The sequence below is a fragment of the Enterobacter hormaechei subsp. xiangfangensis genome (assembly GCF_001729785.1).
GTDB classification, from domain to species: Bacteria; Pseudomonadota; Gammaproteobacteria; order Enterobacterales; family Enterobacteriaceae; genus Enterobacter; species Enterobacter hormaechei_C.
Genome location: NZ_CP017183.1, coordinates 2987635 through 3011570 on the forward strand (window position 1 = coordinate 2987635; position 23936 = coordinate 3011570).

General features: G+C 58.3%; 14 protein-coding genes. 9 read left to right on the top strand and 5 right to left on the bottom strand.

Going from position 1 to position 23936, the window contains the following annotated elements; translation table 11 throughout:
• Positions 1-4: 4 nt before the first annotated feature.
• Positions 5-1141, bottom strand: a complete 1137-nt coding sequence (locus tag BFV63_RS14360) for a polysaccharide export protein (protein ID WP_003862079.1) — start codon at positions 1139-1141, stop codon at positions 5-7.
• Between the two features lie 693 nt (positions 1142-1834).
• On the opposite strand from BFV63_RS14360, the gene BFV63_RS14365 reads away from it, so the two are divergent.
• The gene (locus tag BFV63_RS14365) at positions 1835-3418 is read left to right on the top strand and encodes a TerC family protein (RefSeq protein ID WP_048240484.1); all 1584 of its coding nucleotides are present in this window, start codon (positions 1835-1837) and stop codon (positions 3416-3418) included.
• Between the two features lie 113 nt (positions 3419-3531).
• Here BFV63_RS14365 and asmA read toward each other — a convergent pair whose 3' ends face one another.
• The 3 genes from asmA to udk form a co-directional block, all read right to left on the bottom strand.
• The gene (gene asmA, locus BFV63_RS14370) at positions 3532-5382 is read right to left on the bottom strand and encodes an outer membrane assembly protein AsmA (protein WP_045346752.1); all 1851 of its coding nucleotides are present in this window, start codon (positions 5380-5382) and stop codon (positions 3532-3534) included.
• Between the two features lie 23 nt (positions 5383-5405).
• The gene (gene dcd, locus BFV63_RS14375; RefSeq protein ID WP_013097886.1) at positions 5406-5987 is read right to left on the bottom strand and encodes a dCTP deaminase; all 582 of its coding nucleotides are present in this window, start codon (positions 5985-5987) and stop codon (positions 5406-5408) included.
• A 91-nt stretch (positions 5988-6078) separates the two neighbouring features.
• Positions 6079-6720, bottom strand: coding sequence for a uridine kinase (gene udk / locus BFV63_RS14380; RefSeq protein ID WP_000130320.1), 642 nt, complete (start codon positions 6718-6720; stop codon positions 6079-6081).
• Between the two features lie 342 nt (positions 6721-7062).
• On the opposite strand from udk, the gene BFV63_RS14385 reads away from it, so the two are divergent.
• Positions 7063-10392 carry a diguanylate cyclase gene (locus BFV63_RS14385; protein WP_048240483.1) on the top strand — a complete coding sequence of 1110 codons (3330 nt, stop codon included), beginning with the start codon at positions 7063-7065 and terminating at the stop codon, positions 10390-10392.
• On the opposite strand, the gene alkA is transcribed toward BFV63_RS14385, so the two are convergent.
• Positions 10357-11229 (bottom strand): DNA-3-methyladenine glycosylase 2, encoded by an 873-nt coding sequence (gene alkA / locus BFV63_RS14390; RefSeq protein ID WP_047055230.1) that lies wholly within the window; start codon positions 11227-11229, stop codon positions 10357-10359. The two genes, BFV63_RS14385 and alkA, sit on opposite strands and share 36 nt — an antisense overlap.
• 130 nt (positions 11230-11359) lie before the next feature.
• Here alkA and yegD point away from each other — a divergent pair, with 130 nt between their 5' ends.
• From yegD to baeR, 7 genes are all read left to right on the top strand, one after another.
• Positions 11360-12712, top strand: coding sequence for a molecular chaperone (gene yegD, locus BFV63_RS14395; RefSeq protein ID WP_048240482.1), 1353 nt, complete (start codon positions 11360-11362; stop codon positions 12710-12712).
• Between the two features lie 216 nt (positions 12713-12928).
• Positions 12929-14131: an MdtA/MuxA family multidrug efflux RND transporter periplasmic adaptor subunit gene (locus BFV63_RS14400; protein ID WP_022651490.1), complete on the top strand. Its 1203-nt coding sequence runs from the start codon at positions 12929-12931 to the stop codon at positions 14129-14131.
• Complete coding sequence (locus BFV63_RS14405; protein ID WP_048240481.1) at positions 14131-17253, top strand: MdtB/MuxB family multidrug efflux RND transporter permease subunit; 3123 nt, start codon at positions 14131-14133, stop codon at positions 17251-17253. The genes BFV63_RS14400 and BFV63_RS14405 overlap by 1 nt, the downstream gene beginning before the upstream one ends.
• The gene (gene mdtC / locus BFV63_RS14410) at positions 17254-20331 is read left to right on the top strand and encodes a multidrug efflux RND transporter permease subunit MdtC (protein ID WP_048240480.1); all 3078 of its coding nucleotides are present in this window, start codon (positions 17254-17256) and stop codon (positions 20329-20331) included.
• Positions 20332-21747 (top strand): MFS transporter, encoded by a 1416-nt coding sequence (mdtD, locus tag BFV63_RS14415; RefSeq protein WP_003862087.1) that lies wholly within the window; start codon positions 20332-20334, stop codon positions 21745-21747.
• Positions 21744-23147, top strand: coding sequence for an envelope stress sensor histidine kinase BaeS (gene baeS / locus BFV63_RS14420; RefSeq protein ID WP_006811258.1), 1404 nt, complete (start codon positions 21744-21746; stop codon positions 23145-23147). Before mdtD ends, baeS begins: the two co-directional genes overlap by 4 nt.
• Positions 23144-23866 (top strand): envelope stress response regulator BaeR, encoded by a 723-nt coding sequence (baeR, locus tag BFV63_RS14425; protein WP_015572364.1) that lies wholly within the window; start codon positions 23144-23146, stop codon positions 23864-23866. Before baeS ends, baeR begins: the two co-directional genes overlap by 4 nt.
• Positions 23867-23936: the final 70 nt, after the last annotated feature.

A 23936-nucleotide genomic window follows, 5' to 3' on the forward strand; every position in this document is an offset into this window, starting at 1 on the left:
CGGCTTACCAGTTATGAACGTCGCTCGCCGTATCCGTCATGTAGCGAACGCCACTGATGGTAGGCAGCAACTGGTTGATCAGACGGTTCCAGCGGGCAACCGGCGCGGTGGTGACATAGACCACATCGTACGGCTGGAGACGGAACGACGTTGCCATGACCAGCGACGTCGCGTCGGACATATCCAGCTGGTAGATGTTGGCAATCTTGCCCTTCGCGTTCTCGCCTTTGATAGGACGGATCACGAAGATACCGCTCGCGTTGGAGGCAGTCAGATCGATGCCTTCCGCATTGCCCAGCGCTTCGGTCAGGGTCATACCGCTGAAGTCCATCTTGAGGGTGCTCTGTTTCTTCACTTCACCCATCACGAACACTTTCAGATCGTCATTGCGCGGCACGTACAGAATGTCGCCCGGATAGAGGAGGCGGTTCTGGGTCAGGTCACCGTTTTGCATCAGCGCCTGAAGCGAAATGCGCTGCTCTTTGCCGTTGTGGGTTAGCACCACGTTGCGCCAGTCAGCGCCGTCGGTTAAGCCGCCTGCGGCATTGATCGCATCGAGAACGGTGAGCGGGACGTTAGTGATGGCCTGCTGGCCGGATTTATTGACCTGGCCAGAGATATAGGCTTTCTGGGATCGGAACGCGGCGATATTAACGTCCACCTGCGGGTCAGCAATGTACTGCGCCAGGCGGCCGGTAATATCACTACGGATCTCAGCAAGCGTTTTACCCGCGACGTGCACTTTGCCAATGTAGGGATAGAACATGGTGCCATCGGACTGTACCCAGTTACCGGTGTCGCTTGAGCTGCGGTACTGGCCCGCAGGCGTGGTCAGCTCCGGGTGATCCCAGACGGTCACATTAATGACGTCACCCGGACCCACGCGATACTGGTAAGAGGCAATTTCCTGGTCCAGAGACATATTTGGCTGAGCAACATTTGGACGTGGCCGTAATTGTTCCACCAGACGTGGGGTTAATGGATACACATTCACCATTTTGTCGAGATCAAAATCAGCATCCTGCTGTTTAATCACATCCTTGCCCATTGTCGACATATTGCTGCCGGGAAAGACCGTGCAACCACTCATCAAGGTCACAGACACCAATAATGGCATCAATTTCATTTTGGATTTCATCATTGATTATTTATCACTTTGGCAGAGTAATTATCCTGTGCAATTAAAATAAGCGCGGGTCGTGGTGACAATCAGAATGCAGTTAATCATTTAGCAATATAACTGGCATCAGTCCTAAAAAAAGCTTATTCATCCATTGGCTATTGACAGAATAATTGAGGCTGATTCACACGCTTTCAGGCACGCTACCGCCCTTGGCTTTCAGTTACCAATCCACTGACTAAACAATGCGTTATGGTTAGACACCCTCTTGGATAAGGCCTTTTGCGAAATATATCAAACGCCTCACAGGGGCGATTGATAATGTATAACCTTCACCAAAGACCGAAACAAAAATAGCAACAAGGAGTTTTAACATTTGATGCTGGAAGAATTGTTGCAGCTAACCTAATAGCAGGCAAGGAGACAACCGTCCTAATATTCGTTTTTAAGATTAATATTAAGAGCAAAGTTTTAAGGTTTTCGGATTTTCTTTATATTGACAAAATAGATCGCCGGACCATTTATTGCGATATTTCCTAAATAACGACTTCTGTAATTGAATCTTCGCAATTAACTTATTTACACCGCCCGGCAAATGGGGTTTACCTGAGTGTAGCATTAAGAGAAATCTCACCCCGGCATTGCAATTTCCGTCGGCTTTATCCATGATCGAAGTGTGACATTAGTCATATAACAGAAGGTATTGCATTTACTATGGAATGGATTGCCGATCCATCAATCTGGGCCGGGCTGGTGACGCTGGTCGTCATCGAATTAGTGCTCGGCATTGATAACCTGGTGTTTATCGCCATCCTTGCCGATAAATTACCCCCTTCACAACGCGACCGCGCCCGCGTGACGGGTCTTCTGCTCGCCATGGTGATGCGTCTGCTGTTACTGGCCTCAATCTCGTGGCTGGTGACGCTGACCAAACCCTTATTCAGCGTGCAGGGTCTGAGCTTTAGCGCCCGCGACCTGATCATGCTTTTCGGCGGATTGTTCCTGCTGTTCAAAGCCACGGTTGAGCTTAATGAGCGGCTGGAAGGAAAAGACAGTGAAAACCCCACCCAGCGACGCGGCGCTAAATTCTGGCCGGTGGTCGCACAGATAGTGGTGCTGGATGCCGTCTTTTCTCTCGACTCCGTGATCACGGCCGTCGGGATGGTTGACCGTCTGGCGGTGATGATGGCCGCCGTGATCATCGCCATCACCCTGATGGTGCTCGCCAGTAAAGCCCTGACGCGCTTCGTGAACAGTCACCCGACTATCGTCATCCTCTGTCTGAGCTTCCTGCTGATGATTGGCTTTAGCCTGGTAGCGGATGGTTTTGGCTTCCATATCCCGAAAGGGTATCTTTACGCCGCCATTGGTTTCTCGGTGCTGATTGAGTTTCTCAACCAGCTGGCCATTTTCAACCGTCGCCGTTTTCTTTCCGCGAACCAGACATTACGGCAGCGCACCGCAGATACGGTGATGCGCCTGCTGAGCGGCAAAAAAGAGGATGCCGAGCTGGATGCTGAATCCGCGGCGATGCTTGCCGACCACAGCGACGGGCAGATCTTCAACCCGCAGGAACGCCGGATGATAGAGCGCGTGCTTAACCTCAACCAGCGCACAGTGAGCAGTATCATGACCTCCCGCCATGACATTGAGCATATTGACCTGACGGCGCCGGAAGAGCAGATCCGTGCCCTGCTGGATAAAAACCAGCACACCCGCGTGGTCGTGACCGGCGGTGAAGAGGAAGAAGAGCTGCTGGGCGTGGTACACGTGATTGACCTGCTGCAACAGCAGCTTCACGGCGAGCCGCTAAACCTGCGCGCGCTGGTGCGCCAGCCGCTGGTCTTCCCGGAAGCGCTGCCGCTGCTCTCCGCGCTGGAGCAGTTCCGCAACGCGCGCACCCACTTCGCGTTTGTCGTTGATGAGTTTGGTTCTGTGGAAGGGCTGGTGACGCTCAGCGACGTGATGGAAACCATCGCCGGTAATCTGCCTAATGAGGTGGATGAGATCGATGCGCGCCACGATATTCAGAAAAACGCCGACGGCAGCTGGACCGCCAACGGCCACATGCCGCTCGAAGATCTGGTGCAGTTCGTTCCGCTTCCGCTGGACGAGAAGCGCGAATACCACACCATCGCCGGTTTGCTGATGGAAAATCTGCAACGTATTCCGCAGCCGGGGGAAGAGGTTCAGGTGGGGGATTACATGCTCAAAACCTTGCAGGTTGAGAGCCATCGCGTGCAGAAGGTGCAGCTGATACCGCTGCGCGGTGAAGATGAGATGGATTTTGAGGTGTAGGTAAAAAGCAAAACGGCAACCTCGTTGCCGTTTTTAGTGTTTGCTCCCTCTCCCCGTCGGAGAGGGCCGGGGTGAGGGCATCAGGCCGTACATGCCACCCGGCACAACAGGCATCACAGCTTATCGAGCAGTTTTTTCACGTCCTTACCTGACTGAGACTCTTTATTGCGGTCCGCCCAGTCATTCAGCCGACGTTTCGCTTCATCCTGAAGGTGCTTACGCAGAATCTGATCGACCTGCAAACTGTAATTCAGCGCCTGCCATTTTCCATAAACGCGCAGCGGTATCGGCGTCTCTTTCAGGAACTCTACAAGCTGGCCTTCGCCTTCCCAGCCAGCCTTCACGCGGACGTTGAAGCGGGTGTCTGCCGTCTCTTTCACCAGATCCAGCGCGCCGGTTCCGGTCAGCGCCAGCAGTGACGAAGTGCCCTGCATGTCGTCCAGCGAGAGCTGACCGTTGTCGAGGGCAAGCTCACTGGTAAAGCTGTCGAGACGGGTTGCGCTGTCGTAGTTTTCATTCGCTTTCACGCTGCTGCTGCGCTCTACCGCCTGCTGCACCAGCTGCTGGAAGTTCAGCCCTTCCATGCGCGTATCTTTCAGCTCAACGTGCGCCTGCCCCTGCCAGCTACGACGGAAGGCATCCGCATCAATCTTCGTGCCAGAGAAATCCCCTGCCAGCGACAGCTGCCCCGTGAGGGCAATTGGGTAATTAAAGGCTTTCAGGATGGTGCCAATTTCAACGTTTTCCAGACGCGGCTGGAACGCGGCGCTGGCAACGTCTTTGCGTACATCCAGCGTGCCCGGCAGCGAGAGGTTCCCTGCTCCCATTTTTCCGCTGAGCTCGGAGATGACCAGCAGGCCGTTGTGGTTGAACATCTGGCTGCTGACGTCGGTAAAATCAATTCCACGCCAGCGCACGCTGTTCGCTTTCAGCAGAATGTCGGCGGTAAATCCGCGCAGGCCGTTGTAGTCAGGCAGATCGAGATTTGAGGAGATCACCGGACGCGACTGCGTGGCCTGGCTTTGCCCTACCTGCGTGGCTCCCTCATCGGTCGCGTTCACCGGTTGGAGCGGAAGCAAGTTCTCGAGATTCAGCTTGTCGAATTGCAGATCCAGCACCCACTTAGGTTTCTCATCAAGCGTGACGCTCGCCTGCCCCTTCAGGGAACTGTCGTTGGCCTGGAGGTTGAGCGCGTTCAGTTCGAGCTGTTTGCGCTCTTCATGCCACACCGCCTGCATCGTGCCCTGGCCGGCAATCCCCTTCGCGGGTAAATCCGCGCCGGTCAGCTGCCAGTTGAGCTGCTGAACGTCCGCCGTCAGCTGGTGCGGATAGTCAGAAGCGTTCACGTTTGCGTTCATCGACAGGTTGAGATCGCGCTGATTGCGGTTGATCCGCCCGGAGAACTCCATGGTGGCGTGATGATTGGCGTCCTGCTCCATCCTGAGATTGATATTGCGTACGGTGATCTGTTCGTCATCCTCATGCTGGAAAACCAGCACGCTGTCAGCAACTTTCAGATTACCAATATCGAACGACCAGCCGGTATCAGAGGGGACGTCAGGCAAGGTGTTTTCACGCGGTGCGACCGGCGCATCCGCCTGACGAACGGCTTCGGTTTGCGGCGTAAGCTGAATCACCGCCCCTTTCAGCATCACCTGTTCAACCTGGAGCTGATGGGATAAGAGCGGGATGAGCGCAACATCAAGACGCATGTTATCCGCCGTCACCAGCGGCTGCGCGGCGCCCGGCGCGGTGAGCGACATACGTCCGGAGAGAATGCTGAGCTGCGGCCAGACGTGCCAGCGCAGGGGCCCGTCCAGCTTGAGTTCATACCCGCTGCGCGCTTCCACCTGCCGCACCATGTAGGCCCGGAAGTCATTCGGGTTAACCAGCAGCACCAACGCTGAAAGGCCAGCCACCAGCACCACCAGCAAAATCATCAGCGTTGTCAGAACTCTTCTCATGGCTTCCTCAGTGAACTCACAGATCAGTCTTTATCGATACGACTGGCAACCGCACCCTGCTGGTCGCGATATTTTGCGTCCTGACGGCGGTTATAAGGACGGTCTGCCGGGCCGGTCAGCGGTTCGAAGCTCAACGCACCAATCATCATTCCCGGACGAAGCGCCAGCGGCAGTTTACCGGCGTTAAAGAACTCCAGCACGATACGGCCCGACCAGCCCGGATCGATACGGTGCGCGGTGACGTGCACCATCAGGCCCAGACGCGCCAGGGAAGAGCGTCCGTCAAGCCAGCCGACCAGATCCGCTGGCAGCGTGACCGATTCAAAGGTCACCGCCAGCGCCAGTTCGCCAGGATGGAGATAAAACGCCTCTCCTTCGTCGATGACGATTTCGTCGCTCATGACGCGATCCAGCGCCGCGCTGACTTCGTCTTTCGGCCCGCTGAGGTCGATAAACGGTGCCGTGTGGCCGCTGAAGGTGCGGAATTTATTCCCCAGACGCACATCGACGGTCACGCCGTTAATACGCTCAACCGGCGGACGCGGGGTGATAGACAGGCGGCCTTCATCCAGCCAGGCTTCTATATCGCGGTCACAAAGACGCATGGCACTTTCTCCTTTCGTGCATCGCGCCCTGAAGCCTTACGGCGTCAGGGCAAAACCAGGTTATCTCTGAACGGTACACAATTCACACGGCTTATTCAAAAAACTGACTGATTTTCGCTTTTAAGATATCAATGGCAATACGGTTTTTACCGCCACGAGGCACGATAATATCGGCGTATTGTTTCGAAGGCTCAATAAATTGCAGGAACATCGGGCGAACGGTTTTCTGATATTGCGCCATCACCGAGTCCATGGAGCGGCCGCGTTCGTTAACGTCGCGTTTGATACGCCGCATCAGGCAGATATCCAGAGGGGTGTCGACGAAAATCGAGAAGTTCATTGATTCGCGCAGACGGGCGTCGGTGAGCAGCAAAATCCCTTCAAGGATAATCACCTTCTTGGGCTCGATACGGATCGTTTCCTGGGTGCGGGTATGTTCCACGTAGCTGTAGACGGGCAGCTCAATTGCCTCGCCGCGCTTTAGCGCTTCCAGATGCTGGAACAGCAGGCTGTGATCCATCGCACTGGGGTGGTCGTAGTTGGTTTTTACGCGCTCTTCCATCGAAAGATGGGATTGATCTTTGTAATAGCTATCTTCGGGAATAACACCGATATGCTCATCACCCACTTGTTCACGCAGTTCGCGATAAAGCGTACTGGCAATAAGACTTTTACCTGAAGCCGATGCGCCGGCGATGCCTATGATGACGCACTGATGAGACTTATCAGTCATAAATTTAGCGACCTGATTAACCTGGATGTAAGGAAGGACGACGCCGGAGCGTCAAACGCGGCAATTATAGGGATTTCGGGGGCGTGATACCAGTCGAATGCGCAGGTTATGCGAGGCGGGCTGAAAAGCGCCGTTTCACGCCTTTAGCGAAATTTTTACGCGCGGATTTTCACCATTTCATCACCATTCTTCGCAGAGTAACTATTTTATAAGTCTATGAAGTCAAAATCTGAGCACTCGGCATATGAATTGTAAAATGTTTGTACTAGCATAAACCAAATTATTAATTTCACGCGTCCGGACCTGGCTCCTGACAACATGGCGTCCCTGGATAGAGCGGTAATGAATAAACAATACCAGCGGGTTTTGGTTACTACCCCACATCCTTTACTGCGGCTTGTCTGTCTGGGTCTGGTCACGTTCATCTTCACCTTATTTTCCCTCGAACTGACTCGCTTCGGTACGCTGCTGGCGCCATTGTGGTTCCCGACTTCAATAATGATGGTAGCGTTTTACCGCCACGCGGGAAAAATGTGGCCCGGCATTGCCCTCGCCTGCTCTTTTGGCAATATCTTTGCCTCGTGGATGCTCTTTTCATGGGCATCGCTCAACATCACCTACACGGCGATTAATATCATTGAGGCCACGGTTGGCGCGCTGTTACTGCGTAAACTGCTCCCCTGGTATAATCCGCTGCAAAACCTCAACGACTGGGTCCGGCTTGCCCTCGGCAGTGCCCTTGTGCCGCCGCTGGTGGGGGGCGTTCTGGTTCATTTTCTGGTGCCGAGCGCGGAGCCGCTGCGTAATTTCCTTGTCTGGGTACTTTCAGAGGCCATTGGCGCGCTGGCGCTGGTGCCTTTAGGTCTGCTGTTTAAACCGCATTACCTGCTGCGCCACCGCAATCCGAAACTGCTGCTGGAAACGCTGGTGACCCTGGTCGTTACGCTGGTTCTTTGCTGGACGGCAATCACCTGGCTGCCGTGGCCATTCACCTGCATCATCGTTCTGCTGATGTGGAGCGCGGTACGTCTGCCGCGTATGGAAGCGTTCCTGATATTTTTATTCACCATCATGATGGTGTCCCTGATGATGGCGCGAAATCCGCTCTCCATGACGCCCTCCTCCATGATCGTCACCTTCAACGCGCCGTGGCTCCCCTTCCTGATGATGCTGCTCCCCGCCAATATTATGACGATGGTGATGTATGCCTTCCGGGCCGAGCGTAAACATATTACGGAAAGCGAAGAACGTTTTCGTAATGCGATGGAATATTCCGCGATTGGTATGGCGCTGGTGGGCATTGAGGGCCAGTGGCTCCAGGCCAACAAGGCGCTGTGCAATTTCCTCGGTTACAGCCAGTCTGAACTCCAGTCGCTCACGTTTCAGCAGTTAACCTGGCCAGAAGATTTAAATACCGACCTGGAGCAGTTGGGACAGCTGATTAACGGGGAGATCAATAGCTACAGCCTCGAAAAACGCTACTACACTCGCAGCGGAGAGGTGGTGTGGGCGCTGCTGGCCGTCTCCGTTGTGCGCCATGCCGACGGCACCCCGCTCTACTTTATTGCCCAGATTGAAGATATCAACGACCTGAAACAGACCGAGTGGGTCAATAAGCGTCTGATGGAGCGTATCACCCTCGCGAACGAAGCCGGTGGCATAGGGATATGGGAGTGGGATCTCGAGCCGGACGTGATCAGCTGGGATAAGCGGATGTTTGAGCTGTACGAGATCCCCCCGCACATTAAACCCACCTGGCAGCTCTGGCATGCGGCCATGGTGCCTGAAGATCGCACCCACGCCGAACAGGTGCTGCGAGAATCCCTTCAGGCCAGGGTGCCTTTCAAGCTGGAATTTCGCATTCGCGTCAAGGATGGCATCCGCCACATTCGTTCGCTGGCGAACCGGGTACTGAACAAACAGGGCGAAGTGGAGCGGCTGTTAGGGATCAACATGGATATGACCGAGGTGAAGCAGCTGAACGAGGCGCTGTTCCAGGAAAAAGAGCGCCTGCATATCACCCTCGACTCCATCGGCGAAGCGGTGCTGTGCACCGATATCGACATGAACATCACCTTTATGAACCCGGTCGCCGAGAAGATGAGCGGCTGGTCGCAAAGCGAAGCGCTGGGTCAGCCCGTTCTGAAGGTGCTGCACATTACCTTCGGCGAGAACGGTCCGTTAATGGAAAACATCCACAGCGGCGATATGTCCCGTACCGATATCGAACAGGACGTGGTGCTTAACTGCCGCAATGGCGGCAGTTTCGACATTCATTACAGCATTACCCCCCTCAGCACTCTGGAAGGTAACACCATCGGCTCGGTGCTGGTGATTCAGGACGTGACCGAGTCGCGCAAAATGCTGCGCCAGCTGAGTTACAGCGCCTCACATGACGCCCTGACCCACCTGGCGAACCGCGTCAGCTTTGAAAACCATCTGAAGCGTCTGTTGCAGACAGTACAGGAGACCCATCAGCATCACGCGCTGGTCTTTATCGATCTTGACCGTTTTAAGGCGGTGAACGATACCGCAGGTCACGCGGCGGGCGACGCGCTCCTGCGCGAACTCTCTTCGCTGATGCTGACTATGCTGCGCTCCAGCGACGTGCTGGCGCGTCTGGGCGGCGACGAGTTTGGCCTGCTGCTGCCGGACTGCAACGTCGAAAGCGCACGCTACATTGCGGGCCGGTTGATCGACGCCATCAACAACTATCATTTTTCCTGGGAAGGACGCCTGCACCGCATTGGTGCCAGTGCGGGGATTACGCTGATTGACGACACCAATTATCAGGCTGCGGAAGTGATGTCTCAGGCCGATATCGCCTGCTACGCCTCGAAAAACAGCGGGCGCGGCGTGGTCACCGTCTACGAACCCCAGCAGGAGCGGATCCACAGCACGCGCAGCATGATGTCGCTGGATGAGCAGTGGCACATGATTAAAGATAACCATCTGCTGATGATCGCCCGCAGCGTCGCCTCGCCGCGCATTCCCGAGAGCAGTAGCTTCTGGCTGATTTCCTTGCGGCTGTGGACCAGCCAGGGGGAAGTGCTGGAAGAGCATGCCTTCCGCGCCGGGCTGGCGGAGCCGGAGCTGCTGCACGCCCTGGACCGACGTATCTTCAGCGAATTCTTCCGTACCTATGCCGCACAGGTGGCGGCCAAAGGAATGGGCGTCGCGCTGCCGCTCTCAGAAGCGGGTTTAGCCAGCGTCACGCTGGTGGATGAGCTGCTCGACCTCATTTCCAAAGGTCCGCTGCCGGCGCGGCTGCTGCATCTGGCGATTGCCGCTGATGTGCTGAGCAATACGGATGAAAACGTGCAGCAGGGTCTGCAAAAGCTTCGTCAGGCTGGCTGTCGCGTGGTGCTGACGCGGGTTGGACGCGATATGAACGTCTTCAGCCAGCTCAGCGCCAACACCGCTGATTATCTGCTGCTGGATGCAGACGTGGTGACCAACGTCCACGGCAATCTGATGGACGAGATGATGGTGACCATCATTCAGGGCCATGCCCAGCGTCTGGGCATAAAAACCATTGCCGGGCCATGCCATCAGTCGATCATGATGAATACGCTGTCGGGCATCGGCGTTGACTTTATCTACGGCGACACCATTGGGGAAGCGCAGCCGCTCGATCTACTGCTGAATACCAGCTATTTCGCCATCAACTGACGGCGACCAGCCGTCGGTGTACCAAATATGTAACAGCGCATACGAGCGCCACGGCTGCCAGCGCTCGGCGTAGCGACGGATCTGCGCGGGCGTCATACCGGCAAAGCGCTGTTTAATCAGATAATCATCCGGCAGGAAAACATCCTTCGCCTGCCAGCCGCGCAGGGCCAAATAATTCGCGGTCCAGCGCCCGATGCCGGGGCGCTGCTGTAGCGCCTTCATCCCGTCCTCAACGTTCGCGGGCGGGAACAGCGGGAATTCACCGTCCACCACCGACTGCGCCAGATGAATCAACGACTCCGCACGCTTGAGCGGCATCCCGAGGGCTTTCAACGCCAGCGGATCCACCGCGGCCAGTACCTCTGGCGGAGGAAAGCAGAGGTAGCCCGGCGCGTCCTGGATGGGTTCACCGCACAGCGCCACCACCCGTGACGCCAGTTTAGCCGCCATCGCCACGCTTACCAGTTGTCCGAGAATGGCGCGCACGCCCTGCTCGTAAGCATCCATTGCGCCGGGCAAACGTAACCCCGGCCGCGCCGCGCCGAGATCGCCGAGGGTCTGTGCAATGTGCTGCGGGTCGCAATCGAGGTCAAAAAGGCGGGCGATGCGGTCCAGGCAGATATCCGCCACCGGGATCAGGCCAGGGCTAAGCGACACCGCAAGCGTATGGGTTGCGCTGTCTGGCGTAACCCGGAAAACGCCCTGGTGCCCGGCATAGCCAAAACTGCGCTCGTAGTAATCCTTCGTAACGGTCTCAACCCCCGTGACCGCACGCGCGGCAAGAAAGCCAAACATCCACGACCAGTCGTAAGGCGGTTGCCAGTTCAGGGTGTACATTGTCTCTCCTTTTGTATTTACCTCAGCATAAACCGAAAGATCGCGTTGCGCCTTGCTTTCATATTCCTGTTGTCGCCTGGCAGACATTTCGCTAAAGTCTCGCCCCTTCTCACCGGCATGGGGATTTATTGTGTTTATTGGATTCGACTACGGCACCGCAAACTGCTCGGTTGCGATAATGCAAAACGGACAACCGCAGCTCCTGAAAATGGAAAACGGCAGTACGCTGTTGCCGTCAATGCTCTGTGCGCCGACGCGTGAAGCGGTGAGCGAGTGGCTGTTCCGCCATCATCAGGTTCCTGCTACCACAGCGGAAACCCAGGCGCTGCTGCGCCGTGCGGTCAGCTTTAACCGCGAGGAAGATATCGACGTTACCCCTTCCAGCGTGCAGTTCGGCCTCTCTTCCCTCGGGCAGTACATTGAAGATCCGGAAGAGGTCTACTTCGTTAAATCGCCGAAATCCTTCCTCGGCGCCAGCGGCCTGAAGCCACAGCAAGTGGCGATGTTTGAAGATCTGGTCTGCGCGATGATGCTGCACATCCGCAATCAGGCGCAGTCCCAGGTGCCGGATGCCATCACCCAGGCGGTGATTGGCCGTCCGATCAACTTCCAGGGGCTGGGCGGCGACGAAGCCAACCAGCAGGCGCAGGGGATCCTTGAGCGTGCAGCGCACCGGGCTGGCTTCCGTGACGTGGTATTCCAGTATGAGCCGGTTGCAGCGGGGCTGGATTTTGAAGCCACGCTGACAGAAGAACAACGGGTGCTGGTAGTGGACATCGGCGGCGGTACGACGGACTGCTCATTACTGCTGATGGGTCCGAAGTGGCATCACCGTCGCGATCGTGAAAACAGTCTGCTGGGGCACAGCGGCTGCCGAGTGGGCGGTAACGATCTGGATATTGCCCTGGCATTCAAGAGCCTGATGCCGCTGCTCGGCATGGGCGGTCAAACCGAGAAAGGCATCGCCCTGCCGATCCTGCCGTGGTGGAACGCGATTGCCATCAACGACGTCCCTGCCCAGAGTGATTTTTACAGCACCGCGAATGGCCGTTTCCTCAACGATCTGGTGCGTGATGCACAGGATGCAGAGAAGGTCGCGCTGCTGTATAAGGTGTGGCGTCAGCGCCTGAGCTACCGCGTGGTGCGCACCGCCGAAGAGAGCAAAATCGCCCTTTCCGATCGTCCTGAGCATGCGGTTTCGCTGCCGTTTATCAGTGACGATCTGGCTACGGCTATCACCCAGGAAGGGCTGGAAATGGCGCTGACTCAGCCGCTTCAGCGTATTCTGGAGCAGGTGCAGCTGGCGCTTGAGAATGGCAAAGTGAAGCCGGACGTGATTTACCTGACCGGCGGTAGCGCCCGTTCGCCGCTGATCAAGAAAGCGCTGGCGGAACAGCTGCCGGGGATCCCGATTGCCGGCGGCGATGACTTTGGCTCCGTTACGGCAGGGCTGGCGCGCTGGGCGCAGGTGGTGTTTAGCTAATGGAGTTGTGCCGGGTGGCGGCTTCGCCTTACCCGGCCAACAAGATCCTCCAACCGTTGGCCGGGTAAGCGCAGCGCCACCCGGCGAAGGCGAAACCGCGGCACCACACTCAGACCATTCCTGACAGTCTTCCATATTTCCTCCATTTTTCCACTGTGTTACCTGACTAAACTAGTATCATTCCCCGAAAGAGTTTCAGGATGAGAACGTATAACGATGAAAGGCAGTAACAAATCCCGCTGGGCAATCGCCGCTGGTCTGATTGTGGTGGTCCTGGCCGCCGCCTGGTACTGGCACAGCCAGTCCGCGAACTCCACGGCACCTGCTGGCGCCAGTAGCCCCTCACAACGCCCAACGGGCGGCGGGCGCCACGGTATGCGCGGCGGTGCGCTGGCACCGGTGCAGGCGGCAACGGCGGTGAATAAAGCGGTGCCTCGTTATCTCTCCGGGCTGGGAACCATCACTGCCGCCAACACCGTGACGGTACGTAGCCGCGTAGACGGTCAGCTGATGGCCATCCACTTCCAGGAAGGTCAACAGGTGAAAGCGGGCGATCTGCTGGCGGAAATCGATCCAAGCCAGTTTAAGGTGGCCCTGGCGCAGGCGCAGGGGCAACTCGCGAAAGACAAAGCCACCCTCGCCAATGCCCGCCGCGATTTAGCCCGCTATCAGCAGTTGGTAAAAACCAACCTCGTGTCGCGCCAGGAGCTGGATACCCAGCAATCTCTGGTCAGTGAATCTCAGGGCACCATCAAGGCCGACGAAGCCGCGGTCGCCAGCGCCCAGCTCCAGCTCGACTGGAGCCGGATCACCGCGCCGATTGACGGCCGCGTGGGCCTGAAACAGGTTGATATCGGGAACCAAATCTCCAGCGGCGATACCACGGGCATCGTGGTGATCACCCAGACGCACCCTATCGATCTCGTCTTTACCCTGCCGGAAAGCGACATTGCGACGGTGATACAGGCGCAGAAGGCCGGAAAATCGCTGGTAGTTGAAGCCTGGGATCGCACCAACAAGCAGAAGCTGAGCGAAGGTTCGCTGTTGAGCCTGGATAACCAGATCGACACCACCACCGGCACCATCAAGTTAAAAGCACGCTTCAACAATCAGGACGATGCCCTGTTCCCGAATCAGTTCGTCAATGCGCGAATGCTGGTCGCGACCGAAGAAAACGCCGTGGTGATCCCGACGGCGGCCCTGCAAATGGGCAGTGAAGGCAACTTTGTCTGGGTGCTGAACAGCGAAAACAAGGTCAGCAAACACCTGGTGAAAACCGGGATCCAGGACAGTCAGACGGTGGTGATCAGCGCCGGGCTGTCCGCAGGCGACCGCGTCGTAACCGACGGTATTGACCGGCTGACCGAAGGGGCGCAGGTCGAGGTGGTGGAAGCGCAGAATACAGGAGCAAAAGCCTGATGCAGGTGATGCCGCCGAGCTCTACAGGTGGGCCATCACGCCTGTTTATCTTACGTCCAGTTGCGACGACCCTGTTGATGGTGGCGATCCTGCTGGCCGGGATCATTGGCTACCGTTTTCTGCCCGTGTCGGCGCTGCCGGAAGTGGACTACCCGACTATTCAGGTTGTCACCCTCTATCCGGGCGCCAGTCCGGATGTGGTGACGTCCGCCATCACCGCCCCGCTGGAGCGTCAGTTTGGCCAGATGTCTGGCCTGAAGCAGATGTCCTCCCAGAGCTCGGGCGGTGCCTCGGTCGTCACGCTTCAGTTCCAGCTCGCGCTGTCGCTGGACGTCGCGGAACAGGAGGTGCAGGCCGCCATTAACGCCGCCACCAACCTGCTGCCGTCTGACCTGCCGAACCCGCCGGTTTACAGCAAGGTGAACCCGGCAGACCCGCCGATCATGACGCTTGCCGTCACCTCCTCCGCCATGCCGATGACACAGGTGGAAGACATGGTCGAAACCCGCGTGGCGCAGAAGATTTCGCAGGTGACAGGCGTCGGGCTGGTGACGCTCGCAGGGGGACAACGCCCCGCGGTGCGCGTTAAGCTCAATGCCCAGGCCATTGCCGCGCTGGGGTTAACCAGCGAAACCATTCGCACCGCCATCAGCAGCGCCAACGTTAACTCAGCGAAGGGCTCGCTGGACGGCCCGACCCGCGCGGTCACGCTCTCCGCCAACGACCAGATGCAGTCCGCCGATGAATACCGTCAGCTGATTATTGCCTACCAGAACGGCGCACCGATCCGCCTCGGCGACGTGGCAACCGTTGAACAAGGCGCGGAAAACAGCTGGCTCGGGGCGTGGGCCAATAAGCAGCAGGCGATTGTCATGAACGTTCAGCGCCAGCCGGGCGCGAACATTATTGATACCGCCGACAGCATTCGCACCATGCTGCCGCAGCTGGTGGAAAGCCTGCCAAAATCGGTCAGCGTGAAAGTGCTCTCTGACCGCACCACGAATATTCGCGCGTCAGTGACTGACACCCAGTTCGAGCTGATGCTGGCGATTGCGCTGGTGGTGATGATCATCTACCTGTTCCTGCGCAACGTTCCGGCAACCATCATTCCCGCCGTTGCCGTGCCGCTCTCGCTGGTCGGGACGTTCGCGGTAATGGTATTTCTCGACTTCTCGATTAACAACCTGACGCTGATGGCGCTCACCATCGCCACCGGGTTTGTGGTGGACGACGCCATCGTGGTAATCGAAAACATCTCGCGCTATATCGAGAAAGGTGAAAAGCCGTTAGCCGCCGCGCTGAAGGGCGCGGGGGAGATCGGCTTTACCATTATTTCGCTCACCTTCTCGCTGATTGCGGTGCTGATCCCGCTGCTGTTTATGGGCGATATCGTCGGGCGGCTGTTCCGCGAGTTTGCCGTGACGCTGGCGGTCGCCATTCTGATCTCTGCCGTGGTGTCGCTGACGCTGACGCCGATGATGTGCGCCCGCATGCTGAGCCACGAATCTTTGCGCAAGCAAAACCGCTTCTCCCTCGCCTCCGAGCGGATGTTCGAGCGCATTATTGCCGCCTACGGCCGCGTGCTGGCGAAAGTCCTGAACCATCCCTGGGCGACGCTCGGCGTGGCCCTCGGCACGCTGGCGCTCAGCGTCATGCTGTGGGTTTTCATTCCGAAAGGCTTCTTCCCGATTCAGGACAACGGCATTATTCAGGGCACGCTTCAGGCGCCACAGACGGTCTCCTTCGCCAACATGGCGCAGCGCCAGCAGCAGGTGTCTGAGATCATCATGAAAGATCCGGCGGTGGAAAGCCTGACTGCCTACGTGGGCGTGGACGGCACCAACCCGTCGCTTAACAGCGCGCGCCTGCAAATTAACCTTAAACCGCTCGATGACCGTGACGATCGCGTCAACGCGGTTATTGAGCGTCTGCAAAGCGCTGTGGCGCGCGTACCGGGCATTGAGCTGTATCTGCAACCGATCCAGGATTTAACCATTGATACGCAGGTGAGCCGCACGCAGTACCAGTTTACGCTCCAGGCCACCTCGCTTGATGCACTCAGCACCTGGGTGCCGCAGCTGGTGGACAAGCTGAAAGCACTGCCGCAGATTTCTGACGTCAGCAGCGACTGGCAGGATAAAGGGCTGGCGGCGTACGTGAACGTCAACCGCGACACCGCCAGCCGTCTGGGCATTACCATGTCCGACGTGGATAACGCGCTGTATAACGCCTTTGGCCAGCGCCTTATCTCCACCATTTACACCCAGGCGAACCAGTATCGCGTGGTGCTGGAACATAACACCGAGAACACGCCCGGGCTTGCCGCGCTGGACTCGATACGCCTGACCAGCAAAGACGGCGGAATTGTGCCGCTCAGCGCCATTGCCAGCGTGGAAGAGCGTCACACCCCGCTGTCGATTAACCATCTCGATCAGTTCCCATCCACCACCATTTCGTTCAACGTGCCGGACGGTTATTCCCTGGGCGAAGCGGTGGAGGCCATTCTGGGTGCGGAGAACGAACTCAGCTTCCCGTCAGATATTCAGACCCAGTTCCAGGGCAGTACTCTGGCGTTCCAGGCCGCGCTGGGCAGCACCGTCTGGCTGATTGTCGCGGCGGTGGTGGCGATGTATATCGTGCTTGGCGTGCTGTATGAAAGCTTTATCCACCCGATCACCATTCTCTCCACCCTGCCGACGGCGGGCGTGGGGGCACTGCTGGCGCTGATGCTGGCGGGGAGCGAACTGGACGTGATTGCGATCATCGGCATCATTCTGCTTATCGGCATCGTGAAGAAAAACGCCATCATGATGATCGACTTTGCGCTGGCCGCCGAGCGCGAGCAGGGTATGGCGCCGCGCGAGGCCATTTACCAGGCCTGTCTGCTGCGTTTTCGCCCGATCCTGATGACCACCCTCGCCGCCCTGCTGGGCGCGCTGCCGCTGATGCTGAGCACCGGCGTGGGGGCCGAACTGCGCCGTCCGCTGGGCATCGGGATGGTCGGCGGCCTGCTCGTAAGCCAGGTGCTGACGCTGTTTACCACGCCGGTTATCTACCTGCTGTTTGACCGTCTGGCCCTGTGGACGAAAAGCCGCTTCCCGAAACGTGAAGAGGAGGCGTAAGTGAAGTTTTTCGCCCTCTTCATTTACCGTCCGGTGGCGACGATTTTACTCTCCGTCGCTATCACCCTGTGCGGCGTGCTGGGCTTCCGGCTGCTGCCGGTGGCCCCGCTGCCGCAGGTCGATTTCCCGGTGATCATGGTCAGCGCCTCGCTGCCGGGTGCCTCGCCGGAAACCATGGCCTCATCGGTGGCGACGCCGCTTGAGCGCTCGCTTGGTCGAATTGCCGGGGTTAACGAGATGACCTCCAGCAGTTCGCTGGGCAGCACGCGCATCATTCTGGAATTCAATTTCGACCGGGACATCAACGGCGCGGCGCGTGACGTGCAGGCCGCGATTAACGCCGCCCAAAGCCTGCTGCCGAGCGGCATGCCGAGCCGTCCAACCTATCGCAAGGCCAACCCCTCCGACGCGCCGATCATGATCCTGACGCTCACGTCAGAGACCTACTCCCAGGGCGAGCTGTACGATTTTGCCTCCACCCAGCTGGCGCAAACCATCGCCCAGATTGACGGCGTGGGCGACGTGGACGTCGGCGGCAGCTCCCTGCCCGCCGTGCGCGTGGGGCTGAATCCGCAGGCGCTGTTTAACCAGGGCGTGTCGCTGGACGACGTGCGTTCCGCCATCAGCAACGCCAACGTGCGTAAGCCGCAGGGCGCGATTGAGGACAGCAGCCACCGCTGGCAGATCCAGACTAACGACGAGCTGAAAACCGCCGCCGAGTATCAGCCGTTGATTATTCACTACAACAACGGCGCGGCGGTGCGCCTGAGCGACGTCGCCAGCGTCACCGATTCGGTGCAGGACGTGCGTAACGCCGGGATGACCAACGCCAAACCGGCGATTTTGCTGATGATCCGCAAGCTGCCGGAAGCCAACATCATTCAGACGGTGAACAGCATCCGCACGCGCCTGCCGGAGCTTCAGGAAACGATTCCGGCGGCCATCGATCTCCAGATTGCGCAGGACCGCTCCCCCACCATCCGCGCCTCGCTTGAGGAGGTAGAGCAAACGCTGATCATCTCCGTCGCGCTGGTGATCCTGGTGGTGTTCCTGTTCCTGCGCTCGGGGCGCGCGACGCTGATCCCGGCGGTGGCGGTGCCAGTATCGCTGATAGGCACCTTTGCCGCCATGTACCTGTGCGGCTTTAGCCTTAACAACCTGTCGCTGATGGCGCTGACGATTGCCACCGGGTTTGTGGTGGATGACGCCATCGTGGTGCTGGAGAATATCTCGCGCCATCTGGAAGCGGGCATGAAGCCGCTCCAGGCGGCGCTTCAGGGGACGCGCGAAGTGGGCTTCACGGTCCTGTCCATGAGCCTGTCGCTGGTAGCGGTATTCCTGCCACTGCTGCTGATGGGCGGCCTGCCGGGGCGACTGCTGCGCGAATTTGCCGTCACGCTTTCCGTCGCCATTGGTATCTCACTGGTGATTTCGCTGACGCTGACGCCGATGATGTGCGGCTGGATGCTAAAGCGCAGCCAACCGCACTCGCAGCCGCGCAGGAAAGGCTTTGGCCGCGTCCTGATGGCGATGCAGTCCGGCTACGGCAAATCGCTGAAATGGGTGCTGAACCACACGCGTATTGTCGGGCTGGTGCTGATCGGCACCATCGTCCTCAACGTCTGGATGTATATCACCATCCCGAAAACCTTCTTCCCGGAGCAGGATACCGGGGTGCTGATGGGGGGCATTCAGGCGGACCAGAGCATTTCGTTCCAGGCGATGCGCGGCAAACTGCAAGACTTTATGAAAATCATCCGGGAAGATCCGGCCGTGGATAACGTCACCGGCTTTACCGGCGGCTCGCGCGTTAACAGCGGGATGATGTTTATTACCCTTAAGCCGCGCGGTGAACGTCACGAAACGGCGCAGCAGATCATTGACCGCCTGCGGCTGAAGCTTGCCAAAGAGCCGGGGGCAAATCTGTTTTTGATGGCCGTTCAGGATATCCGCGTCGGCGGACGACAGGCTAACGCCAGCTATCAGTACACCCTGCTCTCGGATGACTTAGCCGCCCTGCGCGAGTGGGAGCCGAAGATCCGTAAAGCGCTGGCCGCGCTGCCGCAGCTGGCGGACGTGAACTCTGACAGCCAAAACAACGGTGCGGAGATGGCGCTCACCTACGATCGTGAAACCATGGCCCGCCTGGGCATTAACGTGGAGGCGGCCAACAGCCTGCTGAACAACGCCTTCGGGCAGCGTGAAGTCTCTACCATCTATCAGCCGATGAACCAGTACAAGGTGGTGATGGAGGTGGATCCGCGCTACACCCAGGACATCAGCGCGCTGGACAAGATGTTTGTGATCAATGATGACGGTAAGGCGATTCCGCTGTCGTACTTCGCCAGCTGGCAGCCGTCGAACGCCCCGCTGTCGGTGAACCACCAGGGGCTTTCCGCCGCCTCGACCGTCTCGTTTAACCTGCCAACCGGCTCGTCGCTGTCTGAGGCCAGCGATGCCATTAATCGCGCCATGACCCAGCTCGGGGTGCCCTCCTCGGTGCGCGGCAGCTTTGCCGGTACGGCGCAGGTGTTCCAGGACACCATGAACTCGCAGGTTATTTTGATTCTGGCGGCCATTGCCACGGTTTATATCGTGCTGGGCGTGCTGTACGAAAGCTACGTGCACCCGTTGACCATTCTCTCCACGCTTCCCTCTGCGGGCGTGGGGGCGCTGCTGGCGCTGGAGCTGTTCGGTGCCCCATTCAGTCTTATCGCGCTTATCGGGATCATGCTATTGATTGGCATCGTGAAGAAAAACGCGATAATGATGGTCGACTTTGCCCTGGACGCCCAGCGCAACGGCAACCTGACGCCGGACGAGGCGATATTCCAGGCCTGTCTGCTGCGTTTTCGCCCGATCATGATGACCACGCTGGCCGCGCTGTTCGGCGCGCTGCCGCTGGTCATATCCGGCGGTGACGGCTCTGAACTACGCCAGCCGCTGGGGATCACGATCGTTGGCGGCCTGGTGATGAGCCAGCTGCTGACGCTCTACACGACGCCGGTAGTCTATCTGTTCTTTGACCGCCTGCGGCTGCGTTTTTCGCGTAAAAAGAGAACCACGGTGACCGAGTAAATGACCGACCTACCCAGTAACGTTCGCTGGCAATTGTGGATCGTCGCGTTCGGCTTCTTTATGCAGTCGCTGGACACGACTATCGTGAACACCGCCCTCCCCTCGATGGCGAAAAGCCTGGGGGAGAGCCCGCTGCACATGCATATGGTGATTGTCGCCTACGTGCTGACGGTCGCCGTGATGCTGCCTGCCAGCGGCTGGCTGGCGGATAAAGTCGGCGTGCGAAACATCTTCTTCACCGCCATTGTGCTGTTTACCACCGGGTCGCTGTTTTGCGCCCAGGCCAATACCCTCGACCAGCTGGTGATGGCGCGCGTGCTACAGGGCGTCGGCGGCGCGATGATGGTACCCGTCGGGCGGTTAACGGTGATGAAAATTGTTCCGCGCGCGCAGTATATGGCGGCGATGACCTTCGTCACCCTGCCCGGTCAGGTCGGCCCGCTGCTTGGCCCGGCGCTGGGCGGGATTCTGGTGGAGTATGCCTCCTGGCACTGGATCTTCCTGATCAACCTGCCGGTCGGTATTATCGGCGCGATTGCCACCCTGACGCTGATGCCGAACTATAAAATGCAGACCCGGCGCTTTGATTTCTTTGGCTTCATCCTGCTGGCAGCTGGCATGGCGACGCTTACCCTCGCGCTCGACGGGCAAAAAGGGCTGGGGATCTCCTCCCTGTCGCTCGCCCTGCTGGTAGCGCTGGGTGTCACCGCCATTCTCTGGTATCTGTGGCATGCCAGAGGTAACGCTAACGCGCTGTTCAGCCTAAATCTGTTCAAGAATCCCACCTACCGTCTTGGTCTGTTCGGCAGCTTTGCCGGACGCATCGGCAGCGGCATGTTGCCGTTTATGACGCCGGTATTTTTACAGATTGGGATGGGCTTCTCGCCGTTCCATGCCGGGCTGATGATGATCCCGATGGTACTTGGCAGCATGGGGATGAAGCGTATTGTGGTGCAGGTGGTGAACCGCTTTGGCTATCGCCGCGTGCTGGTGGCCGCCACGATCGGGCTGGCGTTGGTCTGCCTGCTGTTTATGGCCGTGGCGCTGCTGGGCTGGTACTACATCCTGCCGCTGGTGCTGTTCTGCCAGGGGATCATCAACTCCATGCGATTCTCGTCGATGAACACCCTGACGCTGAAAGATCTGCCGGACGAGCTGGCAAGCAGTGGTAACAGTCTGCTGTCGATGATCATGCAGCTCTCCATGAGCGTGGGGGTCACGGTTGCCGGATTGCTGCTCGGCATGTACGGTCAGCACCATCTCAGCGCCGACACCCCCGTCGCGCATCAGGTCTTTTTATACACTTACCTCAGCATGGCGGTAATTATCGCTCTGCCCGCTTTTATCTTTGCCAGAGTGCCGAATGACACGACCAAAAACGTCGTGATCCGACGCGGCAAAAGGAGTGCACCATGAAATTCTGGCGTCCGGGGATCACCGGTAAGCTTTTTGTGGCGATTTTCGCCACCTGTATCGTCCTGCTGATTACTATGCACTGGGCGGTGCGGGTCAGCTTTGAGCGCGGCTTTATTGACTACATCAAGCACGGTAACGAACAGCGTTTACAGGGCTTAAGCGACGCGCTGGGGGAACAGTATAGCCTGCACGGTAACTGGCGTTTTCTGCGCAACAACGATCGCTTTATATTTCAAATTCTGCGCTCGCTGGAGCACGATAATGACGACGACCGTCCGGGACCGGGCATGCCGCCGCACGGCTGGCGCACCCAGTTCTGGGTAATTGATCAGGAGATGCGCGTGCTCGTTGGCCCACGCTCTCCGGTACCGCCGGACGGCACAAAGCGCGCCATTACCTCGAACGGCGCCACGGTGGGCTGGGTTATCGCCTCCCCGGTCGAGCGGCTGACGCGCAACACCGACATCAACTTTGACCGCCAGCAGCGTCAGACCAGCTGGTTGATTGTCGCGCTTTCTACCCTGCTTGCGGCGCTCGCCACCTTCCCGCTGGCGCGCGGCCTGCTGGCGCCGGTTAAGCGCCTGGTGGAAGGCACGCACAAGCTGGCGGCGGGTGATTTCTCGACCCGCGTGGACACCCGCAGCCAGGATGAACTGGGCAAGCTGGCGCAGGACTTCAACCAGCTCGCCAGCACGCTGGAAAAAAACCAGCAGATGCGCCGCGATTTTATGGCCGACATTTCGCACGAGCTGCGCACCCCGCTGGCGGTGCTGCGCGGCGAGCTGGAGGCGATTCAGGACGGCGTGCGGCAGTTCACCCCCGAGTCGGTGGCCTCGCTTCAGGCGGAAGTCGGTACGCTGACCAAACTGGTGGACGATCTGCATCAGCTTTCCATGTCCGACGAAGGCGCCCTGGCTTACCAGAAAGCACCGATCGATGTGATCAATATCCTTGAAGTCGTGACCGGCGCATTCCGCGAGCGCTTCGCCAGCCGTGACCTGAAAATCAACCTTTCGCTGCCGGACAGTGCGGTGGTGTTCGGCGACAGAGATCGCCTGATGCAGCTGTTCAATAATCTGCTGGAGAACAGCCTCCGCTACACCGACGGCGGCGGCGCGCTGCATATCTCCGGCAGGCAGGAAAACGGGCGCTTTGCCCTGACCTTTGCGGACTCCGCCCCTGGCGTGAAGGATGCGCAGCTGGAAAAACTGTTCGAGCGCTTCTATCGCACCGAAGGTTCACGCAACCGCGCCAGCGGCGGTTCCGGCCTTGGGCTGGCCATTTGCGTTAACATTGTGGAGGCCCATGGCGGCACCATCCGCGCCGCCCATTCGCCTTTTGGCGGGGTTAGCATTACAGTAGAGTTACCTCTGGAACGGGATTTATCGAGGGAAGCATGACCGAGTTACCGATTGACGACAACACACCGCGTATTTTGATCGTGGAAGACGAGCCTAAACTTGGGCAACTGCTGATCGACTATTTGCGCGCTGCGAGTTACGCGCCAACGCTTATCAGCCACGGCGACCAGGTGCTGCCCTACGTGCGCCAGACGCCGCCGGATCTGATCCTGCTGGATCTGATGCTGCCGGGTACCGACGGCCTAACCCTGTGCCGCGAAATTCGTCGTTTCTCCGATGTGCCCATCGTGATGGTGACGGCCAAAATCGAAGAGATCGATCGTCTGCTGGGGCTCGAAATCGGCGCCGACGATTACATCTGCAAGCCTTACAGCCCGCGGGAGGTGGTCGCTCGCGTGAAAACCATCCTCCGCCGCTGTAAGCCGCAGCGTGAATTGCAGGTGCTGGATGCGCAAAGCCCGCTGATCGTCGACGAAAGCCGTTTCCAGGCGAGCTGGCGCAGCAAACTTTTGGATCTCACCCCCGCAGAGTTTCGCCTGTTGAAAACGCTCTCCCACGAGCCGGGCAAAGTGTTTTCCCGCGAGCAGCTGCTTAACCATCTGTATGACGATTACCGCGTGGTGACCGACCGCACCATCGACAGCCACATCAAAAACCTGCGCCGCAAGCTGGAGGCGCTGGACGCCGACCAGTCGTTTATTCGCGCGGTGTACGGCGTGGGGTATCGCTGGGAAGCGGATGCGTGCAGGATTGCTTAATATTTGCTTTAACGATGATTACCTGCCCAGGTAATCATCGTTCTTCATAACATTCACTTTCTAACAACAC